The sequence below is a fragment of the Roseateles flavus genome (assembly GCF_039872765.1).
Classification (GTDB): Bacteria; Pseudomonadota; Gammaproteobacteria; order Burkholderiales; family Burkholderiaceae_C; genus Roseateles_B; species Roseateles_B flavus.
Map to the genome: position 1 here is coordinate 1 of NZ_JBDPZC010000015.1, position 25,339 is coordinate 25,339.

25 protein-coding genes are annotated in these 25,339 nt (G+C 68.2%); 13 read left to right on the forward strand and 12 right to left on the reverse strand.

The features are described from left to right. On the forward strand, positions 1-963 hold a 963-nt coding region (locus ABDJ40_RS22280; RefSeq protein WP_347613008.1), incomplete at its 5' end, for a hypothetical protein. Next, complete coding sequence (locus tag ABDJ40_RS22285; protein ID WP_347613010.1) at positions 960-2,000, forward strand: TniQ family protein; 1,041 nt, start codon at positions 960-962, stop codon at positions 1,998-2,000. The genes ABDJ40_RS22280 and ABDJ40_RS22285, both read left to right, overlap by 4 nt. A 1,022-nt stretch (positions 2,001-3,022) precedes the next feature. Here ABDJ40_RS22285 and ABDJ40_RS22290 read toward each other — a convergent pair. Together ABDJ40_RS22290 and ABDJ40_RS22295 are read right to left on the reverse strand one after the other, a co-directional pair. Continuing rightward, positions 3,023-3,205 carry a hypothetical protein gene (locus tag ABDJ40_RS22290; protein WP_347613011.1) on the reverse strand — a complete coding sequence of 61 codons (183 nt, stop codon included), beginning with the start codon at positions 3,203-3,205 and terminating at the stop codon, positions 3,023-3,025. A 191-nt stretch (positions 3,206-3,396) separates the two neighbouring features. After that, positions 3,397-3,726 (reverse strand): hypothetical protein, encoded by a 330-nt coding sequence (locus ABDJ40_RS22295; protein ID WP_347613013.1) that lies wholly within the window; start codon positions 3,724-3,726, stop codon positions 3,397-3,399. Positions 3,727-3,890: 164 nt separating this feature from the next. On the opposite strand from ABDJ40_RS22295, the gene ABDJ40_RS22300 reads away from it, so the two are divergent. Next, positions 3,891-4,190: a helix-turn-helix domain-containing protein gene (locus ABDJ40_RS22300; RefSeq protein ID WP_347613014.1), complete on the forward strand. Its 300-nt coding sequence runs from the start codon at positions 3,891-3,893 to the stop codon at positions 4,188-4,190. A 1,038-nt stretch (positions 4,191-5,228) separates the two neighbouring features. Beyond that, positions 5,229-6,248 carry a DUF1444 domain-containing protein gene (locus ABDJ40_RS22305; protein WP_347613016.1) on the forward strand — a complete coding sequence of 340 codons (1,020 nt, stop codon included), beginning with the start codon at positions 5,229-5,231 and terminating at the stop codon, positions 6,246-6,248. 21 nt (positions 6,249-6,269) lie between these two features. Here ABDJ40_RS22305 and ABDJ40_RS22310 read toward each other — a convergent pair whose 3' ends face one another. Together ABDJ40_RS22310 and ABDJ40_RS22315 are read right to left on the reverse strand one after the other, a co-directional pair. Next, positions 6,270-6,941, reverse strand: a complete 672-nt coding sequence (locus ABDJ40_RS22310; RefSeq protein WP_347613017.1) for a hypothetical protein — start codon at positions 6,939-6,941, stop codon at positions 6,270-6,272. 14 nt (positions 6,942-6,955) lie between these two features. After that, positions 6,956-7,960, reverse strand: a complete 1,005-nt coding sequence (locus tag ABDJ40_RS22315; protein WP_347613020.1) for a GlxA family transcriptional regulator — start codon at positions 7,958-7,960, stop codon at positions 6,956-6,958. Between the two features lie 125 nt (positions 7,961-8,085). Between ABDJ40_RS22315 and ABDJ40_RS22320 the strand changes: the two genes are divergently transcribed. Together ABDJ40_RS22320 and ABDJ40_RS22325 are read left to right on the forward strand one after the other, a co-directional pair. Next, a complete protein-coding gene (locus ABDJ40_RS22320; RefSeq protein ID WP_347613021.1) occupies positions 8,086-8,694 on the forward strand; it encodes a DJ-1/PfpI family protein in 609 nt (202 codons plus the stop codon). Further along, positions 8,691-9,872, forward strand: coding sequence for an acetylornithine transaminase (locus ABDJ40_RS22325; RefSeq protein WP_347613023.1), 1,182 nt, complete (start codon positions 8,691-8,693; stop codon positions 9,870-9,872). The genes ABDJ40_RS22320 and ABDJ40_RS22325 overlap by 4 nt, the downstream gene beginning before the upstream one ends. Positions 9,873-9,934: 62 nt before the next feature. Here ABDJ40_RS22325 and ABDJ40_RS22330 read toward each other — a convergent pair whose 3' ends face one another. After that, on the reverse strand, positions 9,935-11,143 hold the full coding sequence (locus tag ABDJ40_RS22330; protein ID WP_347613025.1) for a DUF4382 domain-containing protein: 1,209 nt from the start codon (positions 11,141-11,143) through the stop codon (positions 9,935-9,937). A gap of 236 nt (positions 11,144-11,379) precedes the next feature. Between ABDJ40_RS22330 and ABDJ40_RS22335 the strand changes: the two genes are divergently transcribed. Both ABDJ40_RS22335 and ABDJ40_RS22340 read left to right on the forward strand, forming a co-directional pair. Next, positions 11,380-11,832: a hypothetical protein gene (locus ABDJ40_RS22335; RefSeq protein ID WP_347613027.1), complete on the forward strand. Its 453-nt coding sequence runs from the start codon at positions 11,380-11,382 to the stop codon at positions 11,830-11,832. A gap of 29 nt (positions 11,833-11,861) precedes the next feature. Further along, complete coding sequence (locus ABDJ40_RS22340) at positions 11,862-13,106, forward strand: MFS transporter (RefSeq protein WP_347613028.1); 1,245 nt, start codon at positions 11,862-11,864, stop codon at positions 13,104-13,106. 161 nt (positions 13,107-13,267) lie between these two features. Here ABDJ40_RS22340 and ABDJ40_RS22345 read toward each other — a convergent pair whose 3' ends face one another. The 3 genes from ABDJ40_RS22345 to ABDJ40_RS22355 all read right to left on the reverse strand — a co-directional run bounded on the left by ABDJ40_RS22345 (position 13,268) and on the right by ABDJ40_RS22355 (position 17,224). Then, the gene (locus ABDJ40_RS22345; protein ID WP_347613030.1) at positions 13,268-14,815 is read right to left on the reverse strand and encodes a glycosyl hydrolase family 28-related protein; all 1,548 of its coding nucleotides are present in this window, start codon (positions 14,813-14,815) and stop codon (positions 13,268-13,270) included. A 349-nt stretch (positions 14,816-15,164) separates the two neighbouring features. After that, on the reverse strand, positions 15,165-16,376 hold the full coding sequence (gene pncB / locus ABDJ40_RS22350; RefSeq protein WP_347613032.1) for a nicotinate phosphoribosyltransferase: 1,212 nt from the start codon (positions 16,374-16,376) through the stop codon (positions 15,165-15,167). A gap of 11 nt (positions 16,377-16,387) precedes the next feature. After that, on the reverse strand, positions 16,388-17,224 hold the full coding sequence (locus tag ABDJ40_RS22355; RefSeq protein ID WP_347613034.1) for a cysteine hydrolase family protein: 837 nt from the start codon (positions 17,222-17,224) through the stop codon (positions 16,388-16,390). 170 nt (positions 17,225-17,394) lie between these two features. Between ABDJ40_RS22355 and ABDJ40_RS22360 the strand changes: the two genes are divergently transcribed. Then, entirely contained in the window at positions 17,395-18,102 is a 708-nt protein-coding gene (locus tag ABDJ40_RS22360; RefSeq protein WP_347613036.1) for an NUDIX hydrolase, read from the forward strand. A gap of 109 nt (positions 18,103-18,211) precedes the next feature. Continuing rightward, positions 18,212-19,231: a diguanylate cyclase domain-containing protein gene (locus ABDJ40_RS22365; protein WP_347613038.1), complete on the forward strand. Its 1,020-nt coding sequence runs from the start codon at positions 18,212-18,214 to the stop codon at positions 19,229-19,231. 95 nt (positions 19,232-19,326) lie between these two features. Here ABDJ40_RS22365 and ABDJ40_RS22370 read toward each other — a convergent pair whose 3' ends face one another. Then, a complete protein-coding gene (locus tag ABDJ40_RS22370; protein ID WP_347613039.1) occupies positions 19,327-19,803 on the reverse strand; it encodes a helix-turn-helix domain-containing protein in 477 nt (158 codons plus the stop codon). Between the two features lie 109 nt (positions 19,804-19,912). Here ABDJ40_RS22370 and ABDJ40_RS22375 point away from each other — a divergent pair, with 109 nt between their 5' ends. The 3 genes from ABDJ40_RS22375 to ABDJ40_RS22385 are packed head-to-tail and all read left to right on the forward strand — an operon-like array spanning position 19,913 to position 21,295. Then, entirely contained in the window at positions 19,913-20,425 is a 513-nt protein-coding gene (locus tag ABDJ40_RS22375; protein ID WP_347613041.1) for a DUF2938 family protein, read from the forward strand. Positions 20,426-20,472: 47 nt separating this feature from the next. Next, positions 20,473-21,039, forward strand: a complete 567-nt coding sequence (locus ABDJ40_RS22380; RefSeq protein ID WP_269630784.1) for a flavodoxin family protein — start codon at positions 20,473-20,475, stop codon at positions 21,037-21,039. A gap of 16 nt (positions 21,040-21,055) precedes the next feature. Beyond that, positions 21,056-21,295: a DUF2798 domain-containing protein gene (locus ABDJ40_RS22385; protein ID WP_347613044.1), complete on the forward strand. Its 240-nt coding sequence runs from the start codon at positions 21,056-21,058 to the stop codon at positions 21,293-21,295. A gap of 8 nt (positions 21,296-21,303) precedes the next feature. Here ABDJ40_RS22385 and ABDJ40_RS22390 read toward each other — a convergent pair whose 3' ends face one another. From ABDJ40_RS22390 to ABDJ40_RS22400, 3 genes are all read right to left on the reverse strand, one after another. After that, on the reverse strand, positions 21,304-22,425 hold the full coding sequence (locus ABDJ40_RS22390; protein WP_347613045.1) for an MBL fold metallo-hydrolase: 1,122 nt from the start codon (positions 22,423-22,425) through the stop codon (positions 21,304-21,306). Between the two features lie 61 nt (positions 22,426-22,486). Next, on the reverse strand, positions 22,487-23,344 hold the full coding sequence (locus ABDJ40_RS22395) for a substrate-binding periplasmic protein (protein WP_347613046.1): 858 nt from the start codon (positions 23,342-23,344) through the stop codon (positions 22,487-22,489). Positions 23,345-23,539: 195 nt separating this feature from the next. Further along, positions 23,540-25,075, reverse strand: coding sequence for a peptide MFS transporter (locus tag ABDJ40_RS22400; protein ID WP_347613047.1), 1,536 nt, complete (start codon positions 25,073-25,075; stop codon positions 23,540-23,542). Positions 25,076-25,339 lie beyond the last annotated feature (264 nt).

Sequence of the window (25,339 nt, forward strand, 5' to 3'; positions counted from 1 at the left end):
CGAAGCGAGCTGAACAAGCGCCGCGCTACAGTTGTCCACAGCCGGCATCAGCCGATGTCGGCCCCAAGCCCTGGGTCAAAGTTCAATCGGCAGGGTGGGTCAAATTTAGATCGGCGCCAACACCACTTGCCTTCGAAGGCGTTGACAGAACGCGTTCGGCGGCAGTTCCCCCAGCTGGAGTTCGAGTTTCATCATCCGGCCTGGTACCTGCTTCGCAATCCTGCGCTTTCGGCCGACAGCGTGCGGCGACTGGTGGGTCAGATGCCGAAGCCATGGCGAGAGAGGCTGAAGTCCTTGGACAAAGCCGACATTCGAGCGCTGAGGATTGGGGGAGGCCTGGTGGAAGTCGCTGCGCTAGGGAGCTGGTCCTTCTTGGACGCGGTTCTACTATTCGAATGCCTTAGACGAAAGGCCGAGCAGCGCGCCGATGAAGAACGGCTTGATGCGCTAATTGCAATTCTGTACGGATTACCGCTGCTGTACTGCGACGATTCAGTTTGGAGCCTTGTCGCTTCCCAGACGAACGATGCCCAGCATGAACTTGGTGCAGAGATACTGGAGGCGCTTGATGCGGGGCTAGAGCTAGACGGTCAGCGCAGCCGAGGAGTTCGGTTTCCTGTGGACAAGCGGCTGCTCGCCCTAGGGATGCAGTGGCACGAAGTCATGAACTACAAGCGCAAGCATTCCCGCGCATTGCGCGAAAGGCGGACCTATCGCAACTATCTGGAAGAAGGGTTGAACACCTTTTCCGGTAGCGCGTCGAGCCTTGCCAGAACTGCTTTCACGCCTGCTGGGTCGAACGACGTTATGAGTGGCGAATGGTGGGTGCCACCCATCGACGAACGGCTCTGGGTATGGGCTTTGCAAACGCCGGCGCGGGGGCCTTGGCGGCGATACGCCAGTCGTGAGGACATCGATGAAGCCTGGAACTTGTACCGTGCAGAGAAGGCGGGAGAGCTGTGATCGCAGTCGTCCCGGAGCCGTTCCCCGATGAGAGTGTTCGGAGCATCTTCCAGCGCATTGGGCTACTCAATGGTGGCCGCCGCTCCCGATGCGACAACTCGCAAGGTGTGCTGGCCGTGCTGGTGAACCAAGCGGGACTGCCAGAGAAATCGCTCATCACGGACCACAGCCATGTTGGCTATCTGCGCTTTGTGAGCAAGGCGCACGCCGCTGTGCCAGTTCACTCGCATAGCGACCGATTTGCGAATCCTTCCCTGACGAGATGGCCGACGGCCGGTCCCCGTGTATGCCTTGACTGCATCGGAGAGGACTTGCATACGCGCGGCATCAGCTACTACCGACGCGCGCATCAACTGCCTGGTGTGGAGGCATGCCTCACGCATGCAGCATCGCTGGTCCTTCCTTCGCCTGATCAGAGCGGCGCGCTTTTGGTGGGACTTCCCGAGAAGACGCGGCCTGTCGATCCGAGCTTCGCTGAACATCTGGAGCATCCGGTCATCGAGCGCTTTGTATCGCTATCGATGATGGCGCTCAAGTCGATCATTCCGATTGCCCCCTCAGGCATGACTGCAGCACTTGGCCGCCGCGCCGCCATGCATGGCGTCCGAATCACGGTTTCTGGCAAAGGCCGACGTCTCAGCGACTGGGCGCGGAGCGTGCTGCCCGCTGCATGGGTTGCAACTCATTTCGCGGCATTGCACCAGAAACCCATTGGCGAGCACGCACCGTCGGTGGACGACGTATTCCGCGCCCGGCATGTCGCTCACAAAACCGCGTCGTACCTACTTGCCATGGCATTGCTATGGGACTCGGCGGAAGACGCCATGCGCGACTGTGCAGCCGCGCCGACACACACGAACTGTGAGGTTCCGACGGGCGCTGGTCGTCGCGCACTACGAGCAGTCCTCGACGGAAAGTCCATCATTTCTGCTTGCCGTGCCGAGGGCGCGAACATGCAAGCACTTGAAATAGCCATGCGCGCCGCACTTCGCGAGGGATCATTCCCTACGCTGGGCTCTATTGATGGCACATGCTAGCTGGCGACCGAAGCCGTCATGCTGGGGTGCGCTTGAGGATCCAACGCGCGATTGTCGGGCAGCGCAGCGTTGCGATGGCGGCGTGCTGAGAACTCTTGAAACGGCGGGTGTTCGGAAGCAGCTGACGAACCGCCGCGTCCGGCATATCCTGAACGGACCTGTTTCACCGGACCAAGACCATGTACCGGATGAGCCATCGGCAGACATTCCTGGATGTATTGCGCCTCTACTTTGCACCGCTGGTAGGCGCGGTACGTGGCGCGTTCAGGGAAGTCGCACGCGTTCGAAGGGACATCGAGCGTCGAAAGCATCGGGAGACCATGGACAAGCTGAACTTTTCCACTCATTGAACCGTCCCGGGGTTTCGGGGAGTCTCAACGCTCTGAGAGGATTGAGTCATGTTCGAGAAGAACAAGTTCACGCCTGATGTGCTTGGGCGCGCAGTGAGGATGTTTCAGGAACACAAAGGTTAGTACGCATCAAACGCGAGTGTTCGTCGGGTGCGGCAGAGATGCCAGTCATCGCTGTTGTCAGAGAGGTGTCCTAGGCTGCAACGGGAGATCCTCGGGCGCTTTGACTCCGACGAGCTGCCCACTGCCCGCCCCGAACGCCTGGCGAAGAGCAGGGTCGAACACCCCTCGTCCGAGAGTGTGGTCCTCCTCCATCAGCCGATCAAAGTCCGGGCTCCCAAACTCTCGCCCGACAGCGGGCATCTGATCCCAGATCTGGTCTTCAAGCATGCTCTCGTTCCGTCGGCGAAGGATGTCCCGATGTATGCGGCGGATCCTGGCGCGCTGCTTTCTGAGCGATGGCATGGGGAGGATGGAGCGTGAGCTAAATCGGTTGAACTGAAGACCAGGATTGGGAGCGTTCGGGATGGCCCACACCCGGCACTGTGGCGCTGCCGCCCTCAAATGTCCACCTGGGCCAGTGGACTTCGCGTAGAAGCACGTCGGCAAGACGCCGTTGAACGCGTCCTTGCGCGACTTGCTCCACGCATCGCTGCTACATCACCATCGATCTCATGTGCGGCCGATGCCTGGAAAGCATGCAAACATGAGGCCCAGCGCCACGCTGCAAGTAACCAAGCTCGCAAGTAGAAGGCCCGTTGCCTGCTCGTCGTGTGAGTACATCGACAGCAGCAGCAATGAACTTCCAACGGCACTGGTCTGCATGGCCATAAGCTCAACTTCGCGTCTTGTCATTTGACACTCCTCAGCCAACCTGCGTCCTGAGCAACAATTCTGGCTCCAGACCCTGCCGACGTCCGATGCGAGCATCGGTCAAGCAATGAAGATGTCGTAGTCCATCTCCATAGATTCCTACGTATGACGAGCCTACTTCACTGTCTGGCGTACTGAACCGATGTAGACGCAGGCGACGGTGCGCGGTGCACCTATTTGACTGCCTGGCGGATCGAGCCGATGTAAACGCAAGCGATGGCCTCGCCTTGTGCGTACAGGATGGTCTTGCTGAAGTCACACACGGACATGACTCCCTGCGGCGTCGCGCGACCAAGACCGATCACGTCACCGCGTTTGCAGCTGGCATAGGTGTCGTTGAACGTCTTTGCAGCGCCGTTCCCGCAGACCCGTTCTGCACCACCAGCGTTGCTTCCGTCACTGCCCGGTGGGAGGCCGGGGTCCGCGCTGCGAGCCAGTCCTGCAGCTGTGATCGCGAGGAGTAACGCCCCGGCAGTACCGAGTAGCTTGATGTTCTTTCGCACGTGCATGCTCCTGAAGCCAAAAGGAACCCTTGCGCCCTGATTTGGCAAAGGTCGGGGAACTGGGCCGGTACGTCAGAGCGCCGATACACCTCGTGAACGTTCGTCAGCCCAAATAGGCGATTTTCGCCTATTCCGAAATCGACTTGAGCATGGCCTGTAAAGCCATGAGCAAGCGCCCCGTCTTCGACCCCAAGCAGACCTTCCTTGATCTGCTGCGGGAGTGCCGCAATTCGTCTGGAGTAAGCCAAGTCGAGTTGGCCAAGCGAATGGGTTGGGCGCAGACGGACATCAGCAAGGTCGAGCGCGGCGTTCGAAGGCTCGATGTGCTCGAACTACGGCTGTGGGTTGCGTCCATCGGCTATCCGCTCGGTGCCTTTGTCGATGAATTGGACCGACGGCTCTCGAGTCAGAACGCGTTGGCCAAGAAGTGGGCGCCATCGCGTTCAAACAATCAGCCTGCGTGACGATGCAGGGTGGGCCGACGCCGAACGGAAGCGACACCTGTTGCGAATCTGGCTGGCCGCAGTTGACTTCGGTGATGAGATCGTTGCCCTGCGCACGGGACATAGCAACAGCGTAAGCAAGGACGCACAGAGCTCTGAGTAGGCGCACGCCCCAAGTAGTCGAGCTCGACAACGGGCTTCGAGACATTGACATCATGCAGAGGCTGATCCGCGCTTGCAGTCCCGCCTGTCATGGCGTCTTGGAGGTCGAGGATTGGCCAGCTCGGCCCCGGGCTGCGTCCAGAGACGGGTGGGTATGGCGGCCTTCCTGGTACATCGGGCGCAGACCAGCGGCCAAATGAAGCTCACGGCTGCCGTCCTGAAAGGCGCTGCAGTGACATGGCGCTTCCAAACAATGACATCCGCGGTTCGGCGCCTGATCAGCTCAAGACGCAGAGACTTCGAAAATTTGCCAGGCGTTTGAGGGCCTCGGCAGGTCGCCGGCTCCTGGGAGGCCGACTTCGAAACTTTGTTATCAGCATCCTTGAGGGAGGCTGAGAACAAAGTTTCGAAGTGGCGGGCAAATTATCGAAGTCTTTGGGGGCATGCCTGTGAGGCATCCCGGGAACAAGTTCCCGGGGATTGCGCATGCGCTCCCCCCTGGAGATGAGCCGGCCGATCGATGTCAGTGTGCACCGGCCCTTGCAGTCCTGCCTGGGTGGCGCGCTTCCGAGCGCCAGTGAGTCTGTCCGCCGGTGCATTGATGCCGCGTTTGTGGAGCGGCACTGCAGGCAGGTCCGGTGTCCTCGTCCATGCAGATGAACGCCTGCCAGCGCTGGCGCCAGGGGCGCATGCGCAGACACGGCGTGATGGCGGGCCGCGTGAGTGCCGGATCCTGCATCGCCGGCCCGGCCGCGCTGAGAGCAGGCGAGAATCGCCGGCGACCCCTGCCCCGGTCCCTGGCCGCGCCCTGATCCGACACCCGAGGAGCACACCAGGCGCGATGGCAGGGTGCTGATCCTCGACCGGGCGGTCCCTCGCCCGCAACAAAGGAAGTTCATGACCCAGGACACCCTCGACGACCTGCTGCTGCGCGACGCGCACATCCAGACGGTGAAACCCATGCTGTGGGCCTCGCTGGCCCTGGCGGTGGCCGGCCTGGTGGGGCTGCTCTTCAAGGCGATGCCGCTGACGCTCATCGGCTGGATCGGCAGCTGGCTCGCCGGCCCCATGGCCCTGAGCCGCCTGGCCCCCGCCCTGGGGACCTCGCCGCTGCTGAAGTACCCGCTGTTCCTCGGTTGCGCCATGCCGGGCCTCAGCCTGGCCGCGCCCGTCTACGGCCTCCTGGCCTCACGGAGCCTGCAACAGACCGCGCAGCAGGCGCTGACGCAGCATGAGGCGCGCGAGCGACGCCGTGAGCGGGAGGCCCGCGTCCAGCCGGCGCCGGCCGCCGCCGCTTCTGTCGCAGCGGCGCCGCCCCGCAGCGCCGTGGAAGCCCTGCCGGTGCTGCGCCTCGTCGCTGCGGGCATCGGGGACGGCGCCGAGCTGCAGCTGCGGATCAAGAGCCCGCCGCCCGGCATGACGGTGCCGGCCGATGCCGAGCTGCCGCCTGTGCGCGCCAGCCACGATGTCTTCGGCGTGGGCTACCACCTGGACGCCGGGTCGCACTGGGTCTCGGTCAGCCGCCAGGAAATGAAGGAGGCCGGGCTGAGCCTGGACCAGCTCCATCAGCGCTCGCTGGCCAACCTGACGAAGCTGGTCAAGGGCAAGCCGGGCCTGCGCGTGATCGGGGATCCCGAACAGGCGAGCTACCGTGGCCTGCTGCTGGATGGCGACCACGAGGCCTGCCTGGTGCTGCTGGATGCCTTGTGGGACCAGGTGCTCAAGCCCCACACGCCCCATGGCGCGGTGGTGGCCATTCCCAGCCGCGACGTCCTGGCCTTCTGCGACGCCCACTCGAAGGAGGGCATCGCGCAGCTGCGCGAGGCCGCCGCGCGCATCAAGCCGGATGCCAAGGGTGCGCTGAGCCAGCAGCTGCTGCTGCGCCGCCAGGGGCGGTGGGAGCTGTTCAAGGGCTGAGCTTGCGGCTGGCACGGGGGCTCAGGACCTCTTTCGCCGTCTGCTAGGCCCCTGTCGCATTGCCGGGCGGCCGTTCGAAGGCGGCGCTGCGCGTTCCAGTTCCTGCCGAAGCAGCTGGTCGAACTCGGGCGACTGGAGGAACCGGTCGGTGATTTCGATGGACTCGACCGACGTCCGGACCCACTCCCTGATGGTCTGAAGGTGGGAATCGATGCAGACCAGGCACTGCTCCAGGTGCGCTTGAGCAGCCGTGCAGCCCTCCAGGCTGTGCAAGGCGAAGCGCCTGACGAACTGGTGGACCAGGTCATTGCGCAGGGCCAGCAGCTCGCGAAGGGTCCGCTGGAGGCTGTCGATCTGGTGCGCAGGCATGGCCAGCGCATGCCTGAAGGAAGCGTGGGGGCTGGCGGTACTTTTTGCGGCGGTCGGCGCGGCGGTCGCGCCGGCCTCGTCGATGACGCCGGTGGCGAGGAACTCATTGATGAGCTGGCCGAGCGTCATTGTTGAGAATCTGGCGGCCCGCTCAGCGGCCAGGGTCTCCCATTGCGCGATGGGACCCGCCAGGGAGCTCTGGACCACCAGCTGCTTCAGGAGATGCTCGCAGCACTGAAGCTTGAGCAGGCAGTGGCCCAGCAGCTGCTCGATCCCCGCGAGCATTTGCGCTTGCTCAGTGGCGGCGCTCTCGGTAGCGGTCATGGCGTGCGTGCATTTCAAGGGCTGGGAAGCCGGCCATTGTGCGGCCCAGGCTCCGCCTTGCGAAACGCCGCCGGCGGCCGGCCCAGCAGGCGCTGGAAGGCGCGGCGCATGCGTTCGGTGCTGCCGAAGCCGCAGTCCTCGGCGATGCGCTGCACCGAGGGCTGCCCGCCCTCCAGCGCGGCGCGGGCGGCCTCCACGCGCAGGCGTTCCACCACATGGGCCGGCGTGGTGCCGGTCTCGGCGCGGAAGCAGCGGGCGAAGTGGCGGGGGCTCATGCAGGCGCGCGCGGCCAGCTCGTCCACGCGATGGTCCTGCCTCAGGTGCAGGCGGATGTGCTGCAGCAGCTCGCCGAAGCGGCCCTCCGGCCGCTGGGCGTCCAGCAGGGGCGAGAACTGCGACTGCCCGCCCGGGCGCCTGCGCTCCACCACCAGCTGGCGCGCGGCCTCGCGGGCCACGTCCTCGCCGCAGTCGTGCGCGACCAGGGCCAGGCACAGGTCGATGCCGGCGGTCATGCCGGCGCTGGTCCAGAGCTCGGGGCGTGGGGCCGAGCGGCTGCGCTGCGCGGGCTCGCGCACGAAGATGCGGTCGGGCTGCAGCCGCACGGCCGGGTAGCTGCGCTCGAACTGCCTGCTGCGGGACCAGTGCGTGGTAGCCGCGCGGTGGTCCAGAAGCCCGGCCGCCGCGAGCAGCAGGCTGCCGCTGCAGATGCTGGCCACGCGCGCCCCGCTGCGGCTGGCGCGCTGCAGCCAGGCGACCAGGCGGGCATCGCGGCTGGCAGCATCGACGCCGTCACCGCCGATCACCATGACGAGATCGTCGGCGCTGCAAGTGCGCGGCAGCGGCTGCACCGGCCAGGGCACGCCGGCCGAGCTGCGCACGGTGCCGCCCGCGTTCGCGGCCAGCCGCCAGGTGTAGCTGCCCGGCCGCTGCAGCCGGGCGACCTCGAAGACCGCCATGGGGCCGGCCAGGTCCAGCTGCTGGAATTCGGGGAAGAGGACGAAGACGATGCGGCAGGCCATGCCTCATTGTGGCAGGCACAGGCGCGGGTGGCGATGGCAGAAAAGGTGGGAACAGCGTCATGGCTGTCAATGCCCTCCTTGCGCACACTGGCAGCCTCTGGACTCAACGCACGCCTGGGAGGTGCATGCAGATGAATGTGGGCATCCTGATCTTCGACGAGGTGGAGCTGCTGGACATGGCCGGCCCCTACGAGGTCTTCACCACCGCGGCCCGGGTGCATGGTCGCAGCCAGCCGGCCGGCACGCCGCCGCTCTTCAATGTCTTCACGCTGGCCCGCAGCGCCGCGCCGGTGCAGGCCCGCGCGGGGCTGCGCCTGCAGCCGGACTGCACGCTGGACGACCATCCGCCACTGGACTGCGCCATCGTGCCCGGTGGCGTGGTGGATGCCGAGCTGGGGCAGGCGGCGCTGATGGACTGGATCGCCGCGCAGGCGGGCTCGGCGCGGCTGCTGGCCTCGGTCTGCACCGGCGCCCTGCTGCTGGCGCAGGCCGGCGTGCTGGACGGGCTGGAGGCCACCACGCACAGGGAGGACGTGGACGCCCTGCGTGCGCTGCGGCCCGGCCTGCGCGTGCTGGAGGGCCGGCGCTGGGTCGATGCCGGGCGCATCGTCAGCTCGGCGGGCATCTCGGCCGGCATCGACATGAGCCTGCACCTGGTCGAGCGCCTGCAGGGCCGCGAGCTTGCGCTGCGCACCGCGCGCCAGCTGGAATTCGACTGGACGGAGGCCGCATGAGCCCGCTCGGCAGCGATCTGATCACCATCACCGCCCGCCCGGACGTCGTCTTCGCGGAGGGCCAGGGTTCCTGGCTGGTCGACGAAGCCGGCAAGCGCTACCTCGACCTCGTGCAGGGCTGGGCCGTCAACAGCCTGGGGCACAGCCCGGCGCTGCTCGCGCAGGCGCTGGCTGCCCAGGCGGGGCGGCTGGTGAACCCGAGCCCGGGCTTCTACAACCGGCCGATGCTGGACCTGGCCCGGCGCCTGGTGGAACTGAGTTGCTTCGACCGCGTCTTCCTGGCCAGCTCAGGGGCAGAGGCCAACGAGGGCGCGCTCAAGCTGGCCCGCCGCTGGGGCCGCAAGGAACGCGGCGGGGCGCACGAAATCATCAGCTTCGAGCAGGGCTTCCATGGCCGGACCCTGGCGATGATGAGCGCCTCCGGCAAGCCTGGCTGGGATCGCCTCTATGCGCCCATGCCGCAGGGCTTCGCCAAGGCCAGGCTCGATGACATCGGCTCGGTGGAGCGCGCCATCACGCCGGCCAGCGTGGCCGTGATGATCGAGTTCGTGCAGGGCGAGGCCGGCGTCCATGTGGCCGACCCGGGCTTCGTGCGCGAGCTGCGGGCCCTGTGCACCGAGCGCCAGCTGCTGCTGATCGCGGACGAGGTGCAGACGGGCATCGGCCGCTGCGGCCATGCCTTCGCCTACGAGCGCTATGACGTGGAGCCCGACCTGATGACCCTGGCCAAGGGCATCGCCGGCGGCGCGCCGCTGTCCGCCCTGCTGTGCAAGGAGCGCTTCAACTGCTTCGAGCCGGGCGACCAGGGCGGCACCTTCTGCGGCAATCCCTTGATGGCGGCGGCCGGCCTGGCGGTGGTGAACGAGGTGTGCCGGCCCGACTTCCTGGCCGCAGTCCGTCAGCGCAGCGAGCAGCTGGCGCGGGGCCTGCAGGCGATCGCCGGGGACTTCCGTCTGCCCGGCGAGCGCGGCCTGGGCCTGCTGAGGGCGCTGGTCCTGCCCGTGGCCCGCGCGGAGGAGGTGGTCGAGGTGGCGCGCGGCCTGGCACCCGTGGGCCTGCTGCTCAATGCGCCGCGGCCGCAGCTGCTGCGCTTCATGCCGGCGCTGAATATCGGCGCCGAGGAGCTTGACGAAGGCCTGGCGCTGCTGCGGCGGGCGCTGCGGCAGGTCCTGGGCTGACGCCGCGGTGTCGGGCGGGGCGGCCCCAAGGGACCTGCCCGCTCGCGCCGCAGCGGCCCGCTTCAAGGGAAGATGAAGTGGGTGGTGAGGGTGCCGCCGGCCGTCAGCGTGAAGGGCCCGGCGTTCTTGACGGCGCCGGCCGCATTGCTCGCCGCGAGGCTGTAGCGCGCCGCTGCCGCGGTGTCCGGCACGAAGCTCAAGACGCTGGGCGCGGCGACATAGGGTGCGACCAGCGGGGCGCCGATGGGCACGAGGTAGGCGTAGGCCCCCGTGCTGGCATCGACACTGCCGCGGGCCACGGTGACCGAGCGGCCCATGCTGAGCGCCTGCGTGACGCGGACGCCGGCATCAACGGGCACGCTGCCCGTCAGCACCGTCCCTGCCAGCGTGCCGCCGGCCGAGGCGGGCGGGTTCAGCCCGCTGGCGCCGGTGGAGAGCGTGGTGACCACGCCGCTGGCCACGCTGACCCCGGTCACGACGGCCGTGGCACGGCCCGGGGCACTGACCACCAGGTCATAGCTGCCGGGTGCCACGGGCTGCAGCAGGTACATGCCGGTGCTGTCCGGCGAGGTGCTCTTGACGATGGTGCCGCCCTGCTCCAGCGTGACCACGGTGGCGCCCGTCGCGAGGCTGGCGTCGACGGAGCCGCGCACGCCCGAGACCAGGCGCGGAATCACGGCCACGACCGGCTTGAGCAGGTACTGCCCCGAGTTGCCGGCGCTCACGATGGACTTGCAGGCGTCGAAGTCCAGCACGAAGTCGGCCAGCTCGTTGGCATTGACGGTGATGTCCACATTGAGCTTGACGCCGGCCTGCGTGGCGCTGGGCGTGGTCAGGGCGACCTCGGTGCCGCCGGTCGGGACCACCGAGTTGGCCAGGGGCGTGCTGCCCCCGTTGCTGCCCAGCACCAGGCGCATCTGCGTGTAGTGGCCGGCAGCCAGCGGCGTGGAGCCCAGGGTGGTCAGCACGCCGTTGCGCAGGGTGAGCAGGTCCACGCGCAGCGCGGGGTTGAGGGTGAGCTCGGTCCAGCCGGCATCGGTGTCGGTGGCGCTGCTGCTCTGGTGGATGCGCACCTTCTGCAGCGTCACATAGACCTTGTCGAAGCCGCAGGCCGGGGCGTCCGTCAGGGAGAGCTGCAGCGTGCCGGCATTGCTGGAGGGCGTGCCGCTGTCACCGCCGCCGCAGGCGCTCACGGTGGCCAGCGTCAGTGCGGCCACCCCGGCGGCCACCAGGGTGGCGCCCCGTCTCAGGAAGGGCAGGAACTTCAACATGATCACCTCCGGAGGAAGAGGGGGTGGGCGCTGTCGAGGCAGGCCCGCCACCCAGGACTGTCTGCATAGTGCTCGTGAATGGTAGGTCGACGCCGTGCTCGCGTGGGAGGCGCGGGACCGTGGCTGTAAGCGAGTGCATCCCCTTGCGGGGAGGCCGGGCCGCCCCTGCAGCTTGCCTACACGCAAATTACTTCTCGCAACCGTGCCGCAACGACAGTCAGCGTAGTCTCGGCGCCGTGAACACGACATGCCACCCCCTGCGGCTGACGCTCACGCGCCGGCTCTTTCGCCCGTCGGCGGGGCCGACGGCCCTGAGCCTGACGCTGGCCGGCCTGGCCGTGCTGGGCGGATGCGCCGCGCCCACCGCGCCTTCGACGCCCTCGGCGCCCGCGGCGCCACCGCCGGCGGCCACGCCACCGTCCCCCGCCCCCTCGGCGGCCGACCAGCAGCGCCGTGGCGAATTCGACAAGGCCCTGGACAGCTGGCATGGCGCCACGGTCCAGGAGCTGCTGCGCAAGATGGGCAAGCCCGAGGCCATCACGCGCCGGGCTGATGGCAGCTTCGACTACCGCTATTCCAAGTCCACGCGGGCGGGCGCCGACGGCCGGCCGGCCTTCAGCTGCACGGTGCGCTACCTGGTGGATGCGCCGGCCCGGCAGGTGATCGGCCACACCATCGAGGGCTGCTGAACGGGCGGCGGCGCGCCACAATCCGCCGCATGATTCTTGACCTGGGCCCCCTGCGCCACAACATCGCCTTTCGCCGCCTCTTCGCCAGCCAGTTCATCTCCGGCCTCGGCACCATGGTCAGCTATGTGGCCGTGCCCTGGCAGCTCTATGAACTGACGCATTCCAACGCCCAGGTCGGCCTGCTGGGCCTGGTGCAGCTGCTGCCGGTGGTGCTGTGCGGCCTGCTGGGCGGCGCGGTGGCCGATCGCATGGATCGCAAGCGCCTGCTGATCGGCTCCGAGGCGCTGATGGCCCTGTGCCTGGCCGGCCTGCTGACCAATGCCCTGAGCGGGGCGCCGAGCGTGGTCATGATCTACGCCCTCGTGGCGGTGCTGCAGGGAGCCAGCGGCTTTCACCGTCCGGCGCTGGAGGCGCTGACCCAGAAGCTCGCGCGGCCGGAGGAGTTCGCGGCCGTGGCGGCGCTCTCCTCGGTGCGGGGCACGGTGGGCATGGTGGCCGGCCCGGCGCTGGCGGGGCTGCTGCTGGCACGCTGGGGCGCGGTGGGCGCCTATGTCTTCGACTTCTGCACCTTCCTGGCCGCGCTGTTCTTCATCGCCCGCATCCCGAGGGCCGCCATCGGCACGCCCGCCTCGTCCGAGGACCGTCCGCATCTGCTGGCCGACCTCGCCGAGGGGCTGCGCTTCGCCTGGTGGCGCCCGGAGCTGATGGGGACTTACATCGTCGACATCGTCGCCATGGCCTTCGCCTTCCCGGTGGCCCTGTTCCCGGCCATGGCCGCGGCGGACGGGCGCACCGAGTCCGTGGGCTGGCTGCTGTCGGCGATGTCGGTCGGCGCCCTGGTCATCGGCATCTTCAGCGGCTGGACGGGGCGGGTGCGGCGGCATGGCCGGGCGGTGGTCCTCGCCGCGGCCGTCTGGGCGCTGGGCGTCGTGGCCCTGGGCTTCGCGCCCAGCCTGCTGCTGGGGCTCGCCTGCCTGGCCGTGGCCGGCGCGGCGGACATGATCAGCGGCGTGTTCCGCGGCACCATCTGGAACGAGACCATCCCCAACGAGCTGCGCGGCCGCCTGGCCGGCATCGAGATGATCAGCTACCTCACCGGCCCGCTGATCGGCAACGCCCGCGCCGGCTTCATGGCCGATGCCTGGGGCGTGTCGACCGCCATCTGGATGGGCGGCGCGATCTGCCTGGCCGGCGTGGTCGCCACCGGCTTTGCGCTGCCGCGCTTCTGGGCCTACCGCAGCCAGCAGATGCCGCCGGCGGTAGCGCCGACCTAAGGTGCCAGGTCGAGGCGATGCAATGGCGGGTCGGTGACGCCCAGGTGCACCTGAGGAGCACCTGGGCCAGCGTTCCTTCGATCGGGTGGGCTTCGAGGGCAGCTGAAACCCTGACGGTCAGGCGCTGCCCTCGCTGGTGGTCCGAGCTGCCGTCCGGCCTCTTATCGAACCAGGTAGGAGAACTCGAAGTCGATGGTACTGTCAGCCGACCAGGTGGCCGGGAAACCGTTTCGCACAGCCTGGCCGTTGTAGGTGAGTGTCAGGAAGTCCTCGTTCGCCATGATGGTGGCCCAGCAGGGATAGGTCACGCCGTTGATCGTGACGACAGCCGGTAGGCCATGCTGTTCCATGGCCTGGTGCGCCCTGAACGGAAGTCCGAACTTGTAGGCACCCGTGGTGCTGCCGTACGCGGTGGTGCTACCCATCACGATGCGGACGGCAACATTGCAGCAAACGCCATTGCGCTGCTGGGAACCCGTTAGGGTGCCGTTCCCGATGGCGGGGGAGCCGCCAAACTGAGACCAGATGGGGGCGTAAGGCTTGCGTTGCTCGAAGATCGAGTTGTATGCGCAGTTGGCGCCCTCAGTGAAGCCAGACCCCAAGGTGCACCCGCTGATCTTGACGGCCATTGCGCTCTCCAGAGCCAGCGGACCCGACAGGGTGACGCCGGTGAGCGAGATGTCGGAACCGCTCAGGATGGTGGTGTCCGTCACCGAGGCGAAGCGGCCGTTTGCGATGTTCACCAGGGATGTGGCCGACGACGTCAGGACGTTGCGAACATAGAAGTTCGAAAGGTTCACAGCCCGGCTTCCCGAGAAATCAAACAGGCCCCCGCTCAACCAGATGTTGTTGAAGAACTGCGGGCTCGGCAGGCTGATGGCAGCCCTGACGGCCGGGACAGTCGCGCTCGCGGTGGTTGCCTCGAGATCACTGACCATCGCGCCACCCCCAGCGCTGCCGCCGCCTGGTATCGTGAAGTCCAGGGCTGGGCCCGTGGCCTCGGCAATCCGGACACGTCGGATCACCTGGCTGAAGCCCCTTTCGACACAGATGCCTCGGCCGGTCTTGCCCGGAACGCCCGGGACGCCGACGCCCTGGCATTCCAGATTCATGTCCTGGATCGAACCCTGGTCACCCATGCTGACAAGGTCACAGTTGGCCACCTTCTTGATCGTGGTGGCGCGCTGCCCGCCAGCGCCTTGCCAGGATTGGTAGTCTCGCTGCACCAGGCCCGCAGACACCCGGTAGATACCGGCCTGCCAATGCAAGGTTCCGGCCCCGGTGGCATCGATGGCGTTCTTGATGCTGGCCGTGTCATCTGCAGCGTCATCGCCCCTGGCGCCAAACTGCTTGACGGTGAAGCCACCCGTCGCCCGCAGCTTCCAGCGCTTGCTGTCGTTGGCGATGATGATGGACCCACCGTTGTCGTTGGACGAGGTATCCGCTGCGTCGTAATAGTAGGTGCCGCCACCGCCATCACCGGCGGCGTAGTAGCCGAGGACTTCGCAGACATCCCCGGAAGCGGCACCCGTGGTCGATTTCAGCTTGCCGATGGTAGTGACGGTAAAAACATTTGCCATGAAATTCCCCATATGAAGGTTGAGCACTACTGTCAGAATTGCAAGAAGAGGAGCTCGGCCAACTGGTTGGATGAGCGGCACAAGCGACAGAGAAATCACCGATGGATGGCGAGTCGTTTCGGTCTCCATGGACCGAGGTCTGGATTCCCTGGAGGAAGGGTGCTTGCATTCATGAAGGACACTGCCTAAATGAACGTATTCCCGTCTTGCATGTGTGCAAGTCTATGGATCAGGTAGCTCATGGCGTGAGCTAGCAAGCTTTCCCGCACGAAATGAGCAGGCGGATCATTAGAGGGGCTATCGATCCGGGAGATACCGTCCCTGGCGTGCACGGATCATTGACCCGGCATGCCGGTTGCCCCGTGAGCCCGAGCGGTTCGCATCCGAAGCCCTGGAGTCTGCCCGAAGCGCCATTGCCGGCTGTTCGATGCCTGCCTTGCGCTCCGTCATGGCGAACCTGGCGGGTCGACTTGACAGCTCAGGCAGCCCGGACCCCGAAGACCTGGCGCAAATAGGCCAGGAAGGTCTCGTCGTCGCACAGCGTCTTGCCGGGGCTGTCGCTGAGCTTGGCCACGGGCTGGCCGTTGGCATGGGTCAGCTTCATCACGATGTTCAGCGGCGTCAGGCCGAGATCGTTGCTCAGGTGGGTGCCAATGCCGAAGCCCAGCTGCACGCGGTCCGCGAAGTGGCGGTACAGCGCGATGGCCTTGTCCACGCTGAGGCCGTCGCTGAACACCAGGCGCTTGGTGTGGGCGTCGATGCGCAGGGCGGCGTAGTGGGCCAGGGCCTTCTCGCCCCAGGCGACGGGATCGCCGCTGTCATGGCGCAGCCCGTCGAAGAGCTTGGCGAAGTAGAGGTCGAAGTCGGCCAGGAAGGCGTCCATGCCCACCACGTCGGTCAGGGCGATGCCCAGGTCGCCGCGGTACTCCTGCACCCAGTCCTCCAGCGCGGCCTTCTGGTGGTCGCGCAGGCGCACGGTGCCCAGGGCCTGGAAGGTCTGCAGGTACTCGTGCGCCATGGTGCCGATGGGCACCAGGCCCAGCTCGCGCGCCAGTTTCACATTGGAGCTGCCCTTGAAGTGCTGCGGCAGGGCGTCGCGCAGCTGGCGCACGACCTCGCGCTGCCAGTCGCCCGAGAAGCGGCGGCGCAGGCCGAAGTCGAAGAGCTCGAAGGGATGGCGATGCCGCCCGGCCTCCTGCGCGAAGGCCTGCAGCGTGGCGATCTTGGCGTCCAGGCGGCGCTGGCCCTCGGCGCGCACGGCGGGGGTGTCCAGGCGGCGGAAATAGAGCTCGTTGACGATGGCCAGCACCGGGATCTCGAAGCCCATCACATGCACCTGCGGGCCGCGCGCGACGATGTGCAGGGTGTCGCCCTCGGTGCTGACCTCGATGAAGGCGCGCTGGAAGCGGAACAGGCGCAGGAAGTCGATGAAGTCGCTCTTGATGAAGCGCAGCCCGCGCAGATAGGCCAGCTCCTCGTCCGTGAGGCTCAGGGCGCACAGGGCGTCGAGCTCGCGCTCGACCTCGGCCTTCAGCGTGCTGAGCGGATAGGCCGGCGTGTTGCGGCACACGAAGCGGTACTCCGCCTGCGTCTGCGGATGGCGGTGCAGCAGGGCCTGCCACATCGTGAACTTGTAGAGATCGGTGTCCAGCAGGCTGCGGATCACGGGGGCTTGGGCGGGGGCGCTCATGGGGCGGTCCTTCAGAAGTCGGTGCTGAGGGCCAGGCGCACGCCGCGGGCCTGCATGGCCGCGAAGAAGTCGGCCTGCGCGGCCTCGAAGCCGGCCACGGGGCTGATGCAGTCGCGCAGCAGCACCAGCTTGCCGCAGGAGGCCGCGGGCAGATGCTCGACCAGGTGCTCCACCGTGGCCCGCACGCAATGGCTGCCGGCCTCGCCGGCGATCAGCAGCTGGTCCGCCCGGTCCAGCGCGGCCAGCAGCGGGCGGTTGAGCTGGGTGCGGGCGTCCTGTGCGTCGGGCACCTCGGCCTGCAGGGCGCTGTAGTGCTCGGTCCAGGGGTTCTCGCCCTTGCAGACGATCTGCACCGAACGGCCCTGCGCATCGGCCCAGCGGTCCAGTGCCGACTGCAGGCCGGCATGCACGGCCTGGCCCCAGCTGCCCATCTGGCAGTGCACGGGCCAGACCATCAGCGTGTAGCGGCCGGTGGCCTCGAGCGCGTCAAGATAGTCCAGCACGCGCGGCAGGGCCGCAGCCTCGCGCGGGCGCCACGTGCCGGCGCGGACCTCGGCCGCGGTGATCGGGGTGAAGGGCGCCGGGGCGGCCTGGCCGCTCGCATCCCGCCAGAAGCCGGGGTGGGCGATGTCAATGCGCTGGTGCGAATCCAGCGTCACGGTGATGCCCTGCAGGCGCGCGCCCAGGCGCTCCACCAGGGCCGCGGCGCGCAGCAGGTCCGCATGGGCGCCGCTCACCGGCAGGGCCGGTCGGGCCGGAGCGCCCAGGGCCGGCGTGTGCGGCAGCCACTCCTCGGGCAGGTCACAGAAGTCGTTCTGGGGATCGATCAGCAGCAGCTGGGTGTTCATGGCGGTCCTCCTGTTCAGGTCTTGCGCATGGAGCCCATCATACGCCTACTTAAATGCAATGTGAAATTAACTAGAGCCATGGGCTGAATGCGGCGTTCGCAGGCCGGTCCAGCAGGCATGAGCGCTGCCGCCGCCCAGCCCGGACCGCATTCGGCGCTATCCTCTGTTCGGTGAGCACTTCAACAAACTCCGCCCGCAAGCCGCCGCCCCTGATCTGCACCGTGGACCTGGTGCTGCTGACCCTCAGGGACGAGCAGCTGCAGGTGCTGCTGCTCAAGCGCGAGCGCGATCCCTTTGCCGGCGCCCTGGCCCTGCCGGGCGGCTATGTGCACGCGGACCAGGACCAAGGCTGCGAGGACGCTGCGCATCGCGTGCTGCGCGACAAGGCCGGCCTGGAGGGGCTCTACCTGGAACAGCTGGCCACTTTCAGCGGGCCGGGCCGGGATCCGCGGGGCTGGAGTGTGTCGGTGGCCTATGTGGCCCTGGTGGATGCCGGCCGGCTGGCCCGGCGTGCGCTCCCGGCGCCGGGCTGCAGCTGGCTGCCCGTGGACCGCCTGCCCGCCCTGGCCTTCGACCATGGGCATATCGTGGAGGCGGCGGTGGCGCGGGTGCGCAGCAAGAGCCTGTACTCCTCGCTGCCCGCCCACCTGTGCCCGGAGCCCTTCACCCTGCCCGAGCTGCATGCCGTCTACCAGGCGGTGCTGGGCGAGAGCGTCAATCCGGTGAGCTTCCGCCGCAAGATGGACGAGCTGGACATCCTCGACGCCGTCACCGGCGCCAAGCGGGCCGAGGGCCCCCACCGCCCGGCCCAGCTGTACCGGCTCAGGAAGGAATTCAGGCAGCGCCTGCGCCTGGTCGGGCGAGGGCTGAAAGCCTGATTGAGGGGGGAGCGCACGGTCCGGCCGTGCCGGACCCTGTCTAGAATTGTCTCCAGACAAAAAGCAGATGACAGATTCAGGGAGTCATCCCACGCTTGCGGAGGCCGCCATGCTCACTGCGGCTGAACTCCTTCGAATCATCGACATCCACGGCCAGGTGGCCGAAATGGGCCTGGACCAGGCCGGCGTCATGAAGCTGGTGACGCAGACCACCCTGGAGCTGGTCGCCGCCGATGGCGCCGTCATCGAGATCGCCGAGGGCGACAGCCTCAGCTACCGGGCTGCCAGCGGCACCGCCGTCGCGCAGCTGGGCGTGAAGGTGGCGCTGAAGGCCAGCCTGTCCGGCGAATGCATGCGCCGCGCCGAGGCCCTGATCTGCACCGATTCCGAAGCGGACCCGCGGGTGGACCGCGCCGCCTGCCGCCGCGTGGGCCTGCGCTCCATGGTGGTCGTGCCCCTGATGCACCTGGGCCAGCCGGTGGGCGTGCTCAAGGCCATGTCCCGCGAGGTCGGCCACTTCGGGCCCAGGCAAGCGGAGCTATTGACCCTGCTGGCACGCGTGGTGGGCACGGCCATGTACTGGGCCACGCACTACGGGCAGGACGACCTGTTCCAGCGGGCCACCCATGATGACCTCACCGGCCTGGCCAACCGCGCCATGTTCCTGGAGCAGCTGCGCGGGGCCCTGCAGCGCGCGCGCCGCACCCAGCAGGGCCTGGCCGTGCTGATGCTGGACATGGATGGGCTCAAGTCCCTCAACGACAACCATGGCCACAGCGTTGGCGATGCCGCCCTGGTCGAATTCGCCCGCCGGCTGAAGGACACGGCCCGCAGCGAGGACGTGGTCGCCCGCCTGGGTGGCGACGAGTTTGCCGTCCTGATGCCCTCGATCAGCGAGGCGGGCGGCCCCGCGCAGTTCCATCGCCGGCTGCAGGAGGCCCTGGTGGCTCCCTTTGACTTCCGTGGCGCCTGTCATCTGGTGGAGGGGAGCTGCGGCTGGGCCTTGCACCCGGCCGATGGGAGCAGTGCCGAGGCCTTGATCGACTGCGCCGACCAGCGCATGTACGCGTCCAAGCGCGAGCGCAAGAAGGGCCTGGCGGACGTGCCGGCGGGCGAGCCGGGCGCCTGAGCCGCGGGGCCACGCGCCAGCGGGTCTCAGCGGAGCCCGCACACCGCGATCGCGCCGGGTGTCCAGGCGCGGGCCCTGTGGCCCTCTTCGCTGGCTCAGTCGGGTGAGGGACCGGACCGCGCCTTGCGGGCCCGACGGGCCTGCTCGGCGGGCGGGGCGCCACCGCCTTCGCGCTGCAGGTCCAGCGCTCCCGCCGCCGCGGCCTTGAGCAGGCGCTGGAAGGTGGGGCATTGCGCATGGCTGGGCGCCGGGCAGGCGGCGGCATGGCGCAGCCCGCGGCTCACGGCGCGCAGGCGCAGGACCTGGGTGTCGATTTCGTCCGCCTTGGACGCCAGCAGGCCGCGGTCCACGCTGGGCTCGCCGTTGGGCAGGACCATGGTGCGGATCTCATCCAGCGACAGCCCCGCGGCCTGACCCAGCGCGATCAGGGCCAGCTGGTTCATCACGCCCGGCGGATAGCGCCGCCGGCCCGCACCCTCCCGCTCGAGGGGGGCGATGAGGCCGCGGCGCTCGTAGTAGCGCAGCGTCGAGGCCGCCACACCCGAACGCCGGGCGACTTCCGCGATATCCATCACAGATCACCTCTTGACTTGAAGTTGACTTCAACTTCTATCCTGACTTCCATGGGCTCGAAGGTCAAGTGGCCGGAGGGCGCAGGACGCAATCCACAGGAGGTGTGTGATGAATGGATCGACGGACATGCTGTCCATCCTGGCGCAGGGCCTGGCCCTGGGCACGGGTGCGACGGCGCTGATGGACCTCTGGCTCATGGGCCTGCGACGCACTGGCGTGGCGACCCTGGACTTCGCCCTGCTGGGCCGCTGGGCGGGGCACCTGCCGCAGGGGCGCTGGCGGCACGAGGCCATTGCGAAGGCCCGCCCCGTGCGCGGCGAGCGGGCGCTGGGCTGGCTCGTGCACTACGCCGTGGGCCTGCTCTTCGCGGCCCTGCTGCTGGCCTGGCAGGGGCCAGCATGGCTGGACGCCCCCCGCCTGGCTCCGGCCCTGTTGCTGGGCCTGGCCACCGTGGCGGCGCCCCTGCTCCTCATGCAGCCGGCCATGGGCGCCGGCCTGGCGGGGCGGCGCAAGGGGCCGGTGGGCCCCAATGTGCTGCGCAGCGCGGCCAACCACCTCGTCTTCGGCCTCGGCCTCTACCTCAGCGCGCTGGCGATCCAGCTGCTGCGCGCCGCCGCCTGAGTGCCGTCTTCCCTTCCCATTCATTCCAACGCAAGGAGTACTCCCTCATGAAGAAGCTCGCAGTCATCTATCACAGCGCCCATGGACACACGGCCCACATCGCCCGCCACATCGTCGAGGGGGCGCGGGGCGTGACCGGCGTGGAGGTCGACCTGCTGCAGGCCGAGACACTGGCCGACAGCCCCGATGCCGTCACCGCCTACGACGGCCTGCTGATGGGCTCGCCCACCTACCTGGGCGGCGTCTCCAGCGTGTTCAAGCGCTTCATGGACGCCACCGGCCGCCTGTGGCGCCAGCAAGGCCTGCGCGGCAAGCTGGCCGGCGGCTTCACGGTGTCCTCGCTGCCCTCGGGGGACAAGCAGTCCACGCTGATGTCGATGTTCGTCTTCGCCATGCAGCACGGCATGGTGTGGGTGGGCAATCCCATCCTGCCCGAGCAGCATGCGGGCGTTCCAGAGCATGAGGCGGCCAACCGGCTGGGGTCCTGGTCGGGCCTGATGGCGCAGTCCGGGCACGGCATGCCGGCCGATGCCTTCGAGCCGGGCGACGTCAAGACCGCCCGCATGTTCGGCCGCCACATGGCCGAGACGCTGCACCGCATGGGCGCGGCCTGAGGCGCGGGAGACGGCCATGATGCCTGCCCGCTTCGCCCCGGTCCTGTTCGCCCTGATCCTGTCAGGCCTGATGTCCGCGCTGGTCGCCGGCATCGCCAGCTGGAGTGCATCCAGTGCTGACATCCAGGATCCGTGGCCCTGGCTGCTGGCCTGGCGCAGCGCCTGGCTGCATGCCTGGCCCGTGGCCTTCCCCGCCGTGCTGCTGATGGCCCCGCTGACCCGCCGCCTCGTGGCCTGGCTGACGACACCGCGCTGAGTGGGCCCTCAGTCCAGCGGCCAGGGCATCCAGCGCGGCACGCGCGGCGCCTGGGTCGGCGCCTCCACGGGCGCGGCGGGCTGGCCCGCCTGGCGCCACCAGGCGGCAGGGCTGGGCGTGGCCTGCGCGGGCTCCAGCGCCTCGCCCAGGCGGGGCATCAACAGGGGCACGCCGCGTGCGGGGGCGAGCTGCAGCAGGGTCTCGGCGGGCTCATCCCAGTCGTGGGTGGCGAGGTTGAAGGTGCCCCAGTGCACCGGCAGCAAGGCGCCGCCGCCCAGCCACTCCCAGGCCTGCAGTGCGTTCACCGGGCCCAGGTGGATGTCGCCCCAGGAGGGGTGGTAGGCGCCCACCTCCAGCATCACCAGGTCGAAGGGGCCGAAGCGGTCGCGGATGAGCTGGTACTCGCTGCTCAGGCCGGTGTCCCCGCTGAAGAAGACGCGGTGGCGGGGCGACTCGATCACGAAGGAAGACCACAGCGTGGCGTTCCTGTCCTTGAGCCCGCGGCCCGAGAAGTGCTGGGAGGGCGCGGCATGCACGCGCAAGTCGGTGCCAGGCAGCGTGTGCGACTCCCACCAGTCCAGTTCGATGATGCGCTCGGGCGGGATGCCCCAGGCTTCCAGGTGCGCGCCCACGCCCAGGGAGGTGATGAAGGGCTGCGGCCGCTTGGCCAGGGCGCGGAGGGTGGGGTAGTCGAGGTGGTCGTAGTGGTCGTGCGAGATCAGCACGGCGTCCAGCGGAGGCAAGGCGCGCAGCGGCACCGGGGGCGGTTGGTAGCGCTTGGGGCCGGCCAGGGTGGAGGGCGAGACCCGCGGACCCCAGACCGGGTCGGTCAGCAGGCGCAGGCCGTCGATCTCGATCAGCACGCTGGAATGGCCCAGCCAGCTGGCGCGCAGGCCGCTGCCGGGCGCGCGGGTCCAGGTCTCGCGCGGGTTGGCCACGGGCAGCGGGCCGGGCGGCCGGCGGCGGCCGTCGGGGCAGAGGATCTCCAGCATGGAGGCCCGCGGGCCGTCCACATCACGCAGCCCCGGGGCGATGGGATGGACGTTGCGGAAGCCCTGGCCGTCCCAGCGCGGCGAGGCCTGCATGCGTTCCAGACGTGCGCCGCTGGCGCGCTTGCCCATTGATTTCATGTGCCGGAGCTCCCGGGGTGTCGAGGCTTCACATCCTATGCGCTGAGGGCCTCGGCGGTTCTCAGCGGGCGCCGCTGCCGGGTCGCCCGGCGGCCGGGGCCTCCAGGGGCTTCACGATGAGGCGACTGGCCTGGACGGGCCCCAGATGGCGGTCCGCCAGGCGCTGCACAGTGCCGTCGTGCAGCAGGCTCAGCAGGGCCTCGCGCAGGCGGCGGCGCTCGGCCTCGGGCAGGGTCTTGCGCGACAGGGCCCAGGCGCCCACGCTCAGGGAATCCGGCCACCAGGCGCGCAGGGCCAGGTCCTCCGGCCACTGGGGTGAGCCCTCGTAGAGCTCCATGGGATAGACCAGGACGGCCTCGATGCGCCGGGCCTTGAAGGCCTTCAGCAGGCTGGGCTTGTCGGCGCTTTCGCTGACCCGACCGGCCTGGCGCAGGGCCTCGATCCAGGGCTCGGTGGCGGGCGCGTGGCGGGCGCCGCGCACCACGCCCAGGCGCAGGCTGGCATCGGCCAGGAAATCCGCAGGGCCGGCCAGCCGGCGTGCCAGCTCCAGCGAGACCAGCAGGTGCAGCTGGGCCTGCACCAGGGGAACGAACTCCGCCAGGCGCTCGCGGTCCGGGGTGATCAGGGCGGCGGTCACGATGTCCGCGTCGCCCGTCTCCAGCGCCTGCCATAGCCGCACATTGCTGACCGCCGTGCCCTGCAGCCGGCACTGGCTGCGCGCAGCCAGGGCTTCCAGGAGGTCCACGTCCAGGCCATGGGCCCGGCCGTCACTGCCGACTTCATAGAGGCCGGGGTAGTGCTGGAAGGCCACGCGGAAAGGGCCGCAGGCCTGGGCGGCGGGCAGCAGGAGGGCGGCAAGCACGAGCGCGGCCCCAGCGGCCTGCAGCGGGAAGCAAGGGCGGGGGCCGACGATCGGCATGCCTGTCTCCGACGTGAGTCTTGGCTCCCTGACCCGTGCGGGCGAGCGGACTCGGTCGAGGGCCGGCCCGCTTCATCGCAGGTCCCAGGATAGCGCGAGGCCCGGAAGGCCGCAGCACCTGCTGCGGGTGACACCGCGGCGTGTTCATGAAAAAGGCCCCGCGAGCGGGGCCTTTCGTGCCGGGGGCGGGACGCGTCAGTGCACGCCGTGCATCTTCTTCTTCATCCAGGGGCTGAGCATCATCAGCACCAGGCCGGCGCCGATGGGGATCAGCGTGAAGATCAGGAAGAAGGTGGACATCGAGTAGGTGGCCGAGATGTGGTCGATGTAGGAACCCGACTTGCCGGCCAGCCAGTTGGCAATGGCGGTGTTCAGGAACCAGAAGCCGAACATCAGGCCCAGCAGGCGCGCCGGGGCCAGCTTGGAGATGTAGGACAGGCCCACCGGAGAGACGCAGAGCTCGCCCATGGTGTGCAGCAGGTAGGCCAGGGTCAGGAACATCATGCTGACCTGCGCCGTCTTGGCGCCGGCGGGAATGCCCATGGAGCCATAGGCCAGGGCGCCGAAGCCCAGACCCAGCAGCACCAGGCCCACGCCGAACTTCACCGGGCCGCTCGGGTTCCAGTACTTCTCCCACATCTTGGAGAACAGCGGGGCCAGCAGCACCAGGAAGAAGGAGTTCAGCACACCGAACCAGGTGGCGGGCACCTCGGACTGGTCCATCTGGAACTCGCGGTTGAGCATCCACAGCACCAGGACCCAGATGCCGCCGATGGCCAGCACCAGCAGGGCATTGCCCAGCGGATAGCGCGACACGGTGTGGCTGGCCAGCTTGAACAGCAGCCAGCTCAGGATCACGGTGGGGATCACCGTCATCAGGCTGTTGATCACCTTGAAGGTCATGCCGGCGGTGCCCACCAGGGCGCGGTCGGTGTAGTCGGCCGCGAAGATGGTCATGGAGCCGCCGGCCTGCTCGAAGGCGAACCAGAAGAAGATGGTCGAGAAGGAGAACACGCCGATGGCGATCAGGCGGTCCAGCACCACGTTGGGCGGGGTGTCGTCCTCGGCGGCGGCCGCGGCGGCGGCGTTGCTGTCAGGCGTGCCGCCGATGTTGCCGAAGATGCCCTGGCTGAGGTGGAACTGCAGCGCGCCCAGGATCATGAAGATGCCGGCCAGGCCGAAGCCGAGGTTCCAGCTGATCTTCTCGCCGATGTAGCCGCACAGCAGGATGCCGAAGAAGGCGCCCGAGTTCACGCCCATGTAGAACAGGGTGTAGCCGGCGTCGCGCAGGGATTCGTTGCTCTTGTTGTAGAGCTGGCCCACGATGGCCGAGATGTTCGGCTTGAACAGGCCCGTGCCCAGGATCACCAGCCCCAGGCCGGCGAAGAAGGTCGGCTTGGTCTCCATGAACAGGCAGATGTGGCCGGCCGCGATGATGAAGCCGCCCAGCAACACCGAGCGGCGCGTGCCCAGCAGCTTGTCGGCGATCAGGCCGCCGAAGATGGGGGTCAGGTAGGCCAGGCCGGTGTACCAGCCGTACAGCGAGGTCGCCTCTTCACGGGTCCAGCCCCAGCCGCCCTTCGCGGCGGTCGAGACCAGGAAGAGCACGAGCAGGGCGCGCATGCCGTAGTACGAGAAGCGTTCCCACATTTCCGTGAAGAACAGGACGAACAGGCTGTCGGGATGGCCGAGGATGGTCTGCGGCGCCCCGGGGGTCTGAATTTTGTTCAAACGACACTCCGTGCTGGATCGATGGTTCTGGGCCTGGAGCGCCCGGCTCCCTCTCGGACCGGATCGACGCAATCCACGGGTTGGCCGTGCACTGGGCTCACATAGGACAAGCCGCCTGGAGGCAGGCTCCGGCGGCGGCGGGCGTATTGTCGCCGCGCGTTTACAGCGTGTTTCTGCGGGTTCCTACCAAGGGCAAGACCTGACCCCCATGTCTTTTAGCATGGGTTGCCGGCCCTGGCAGGGGCCGGTGTGCGGCGTTCGCAC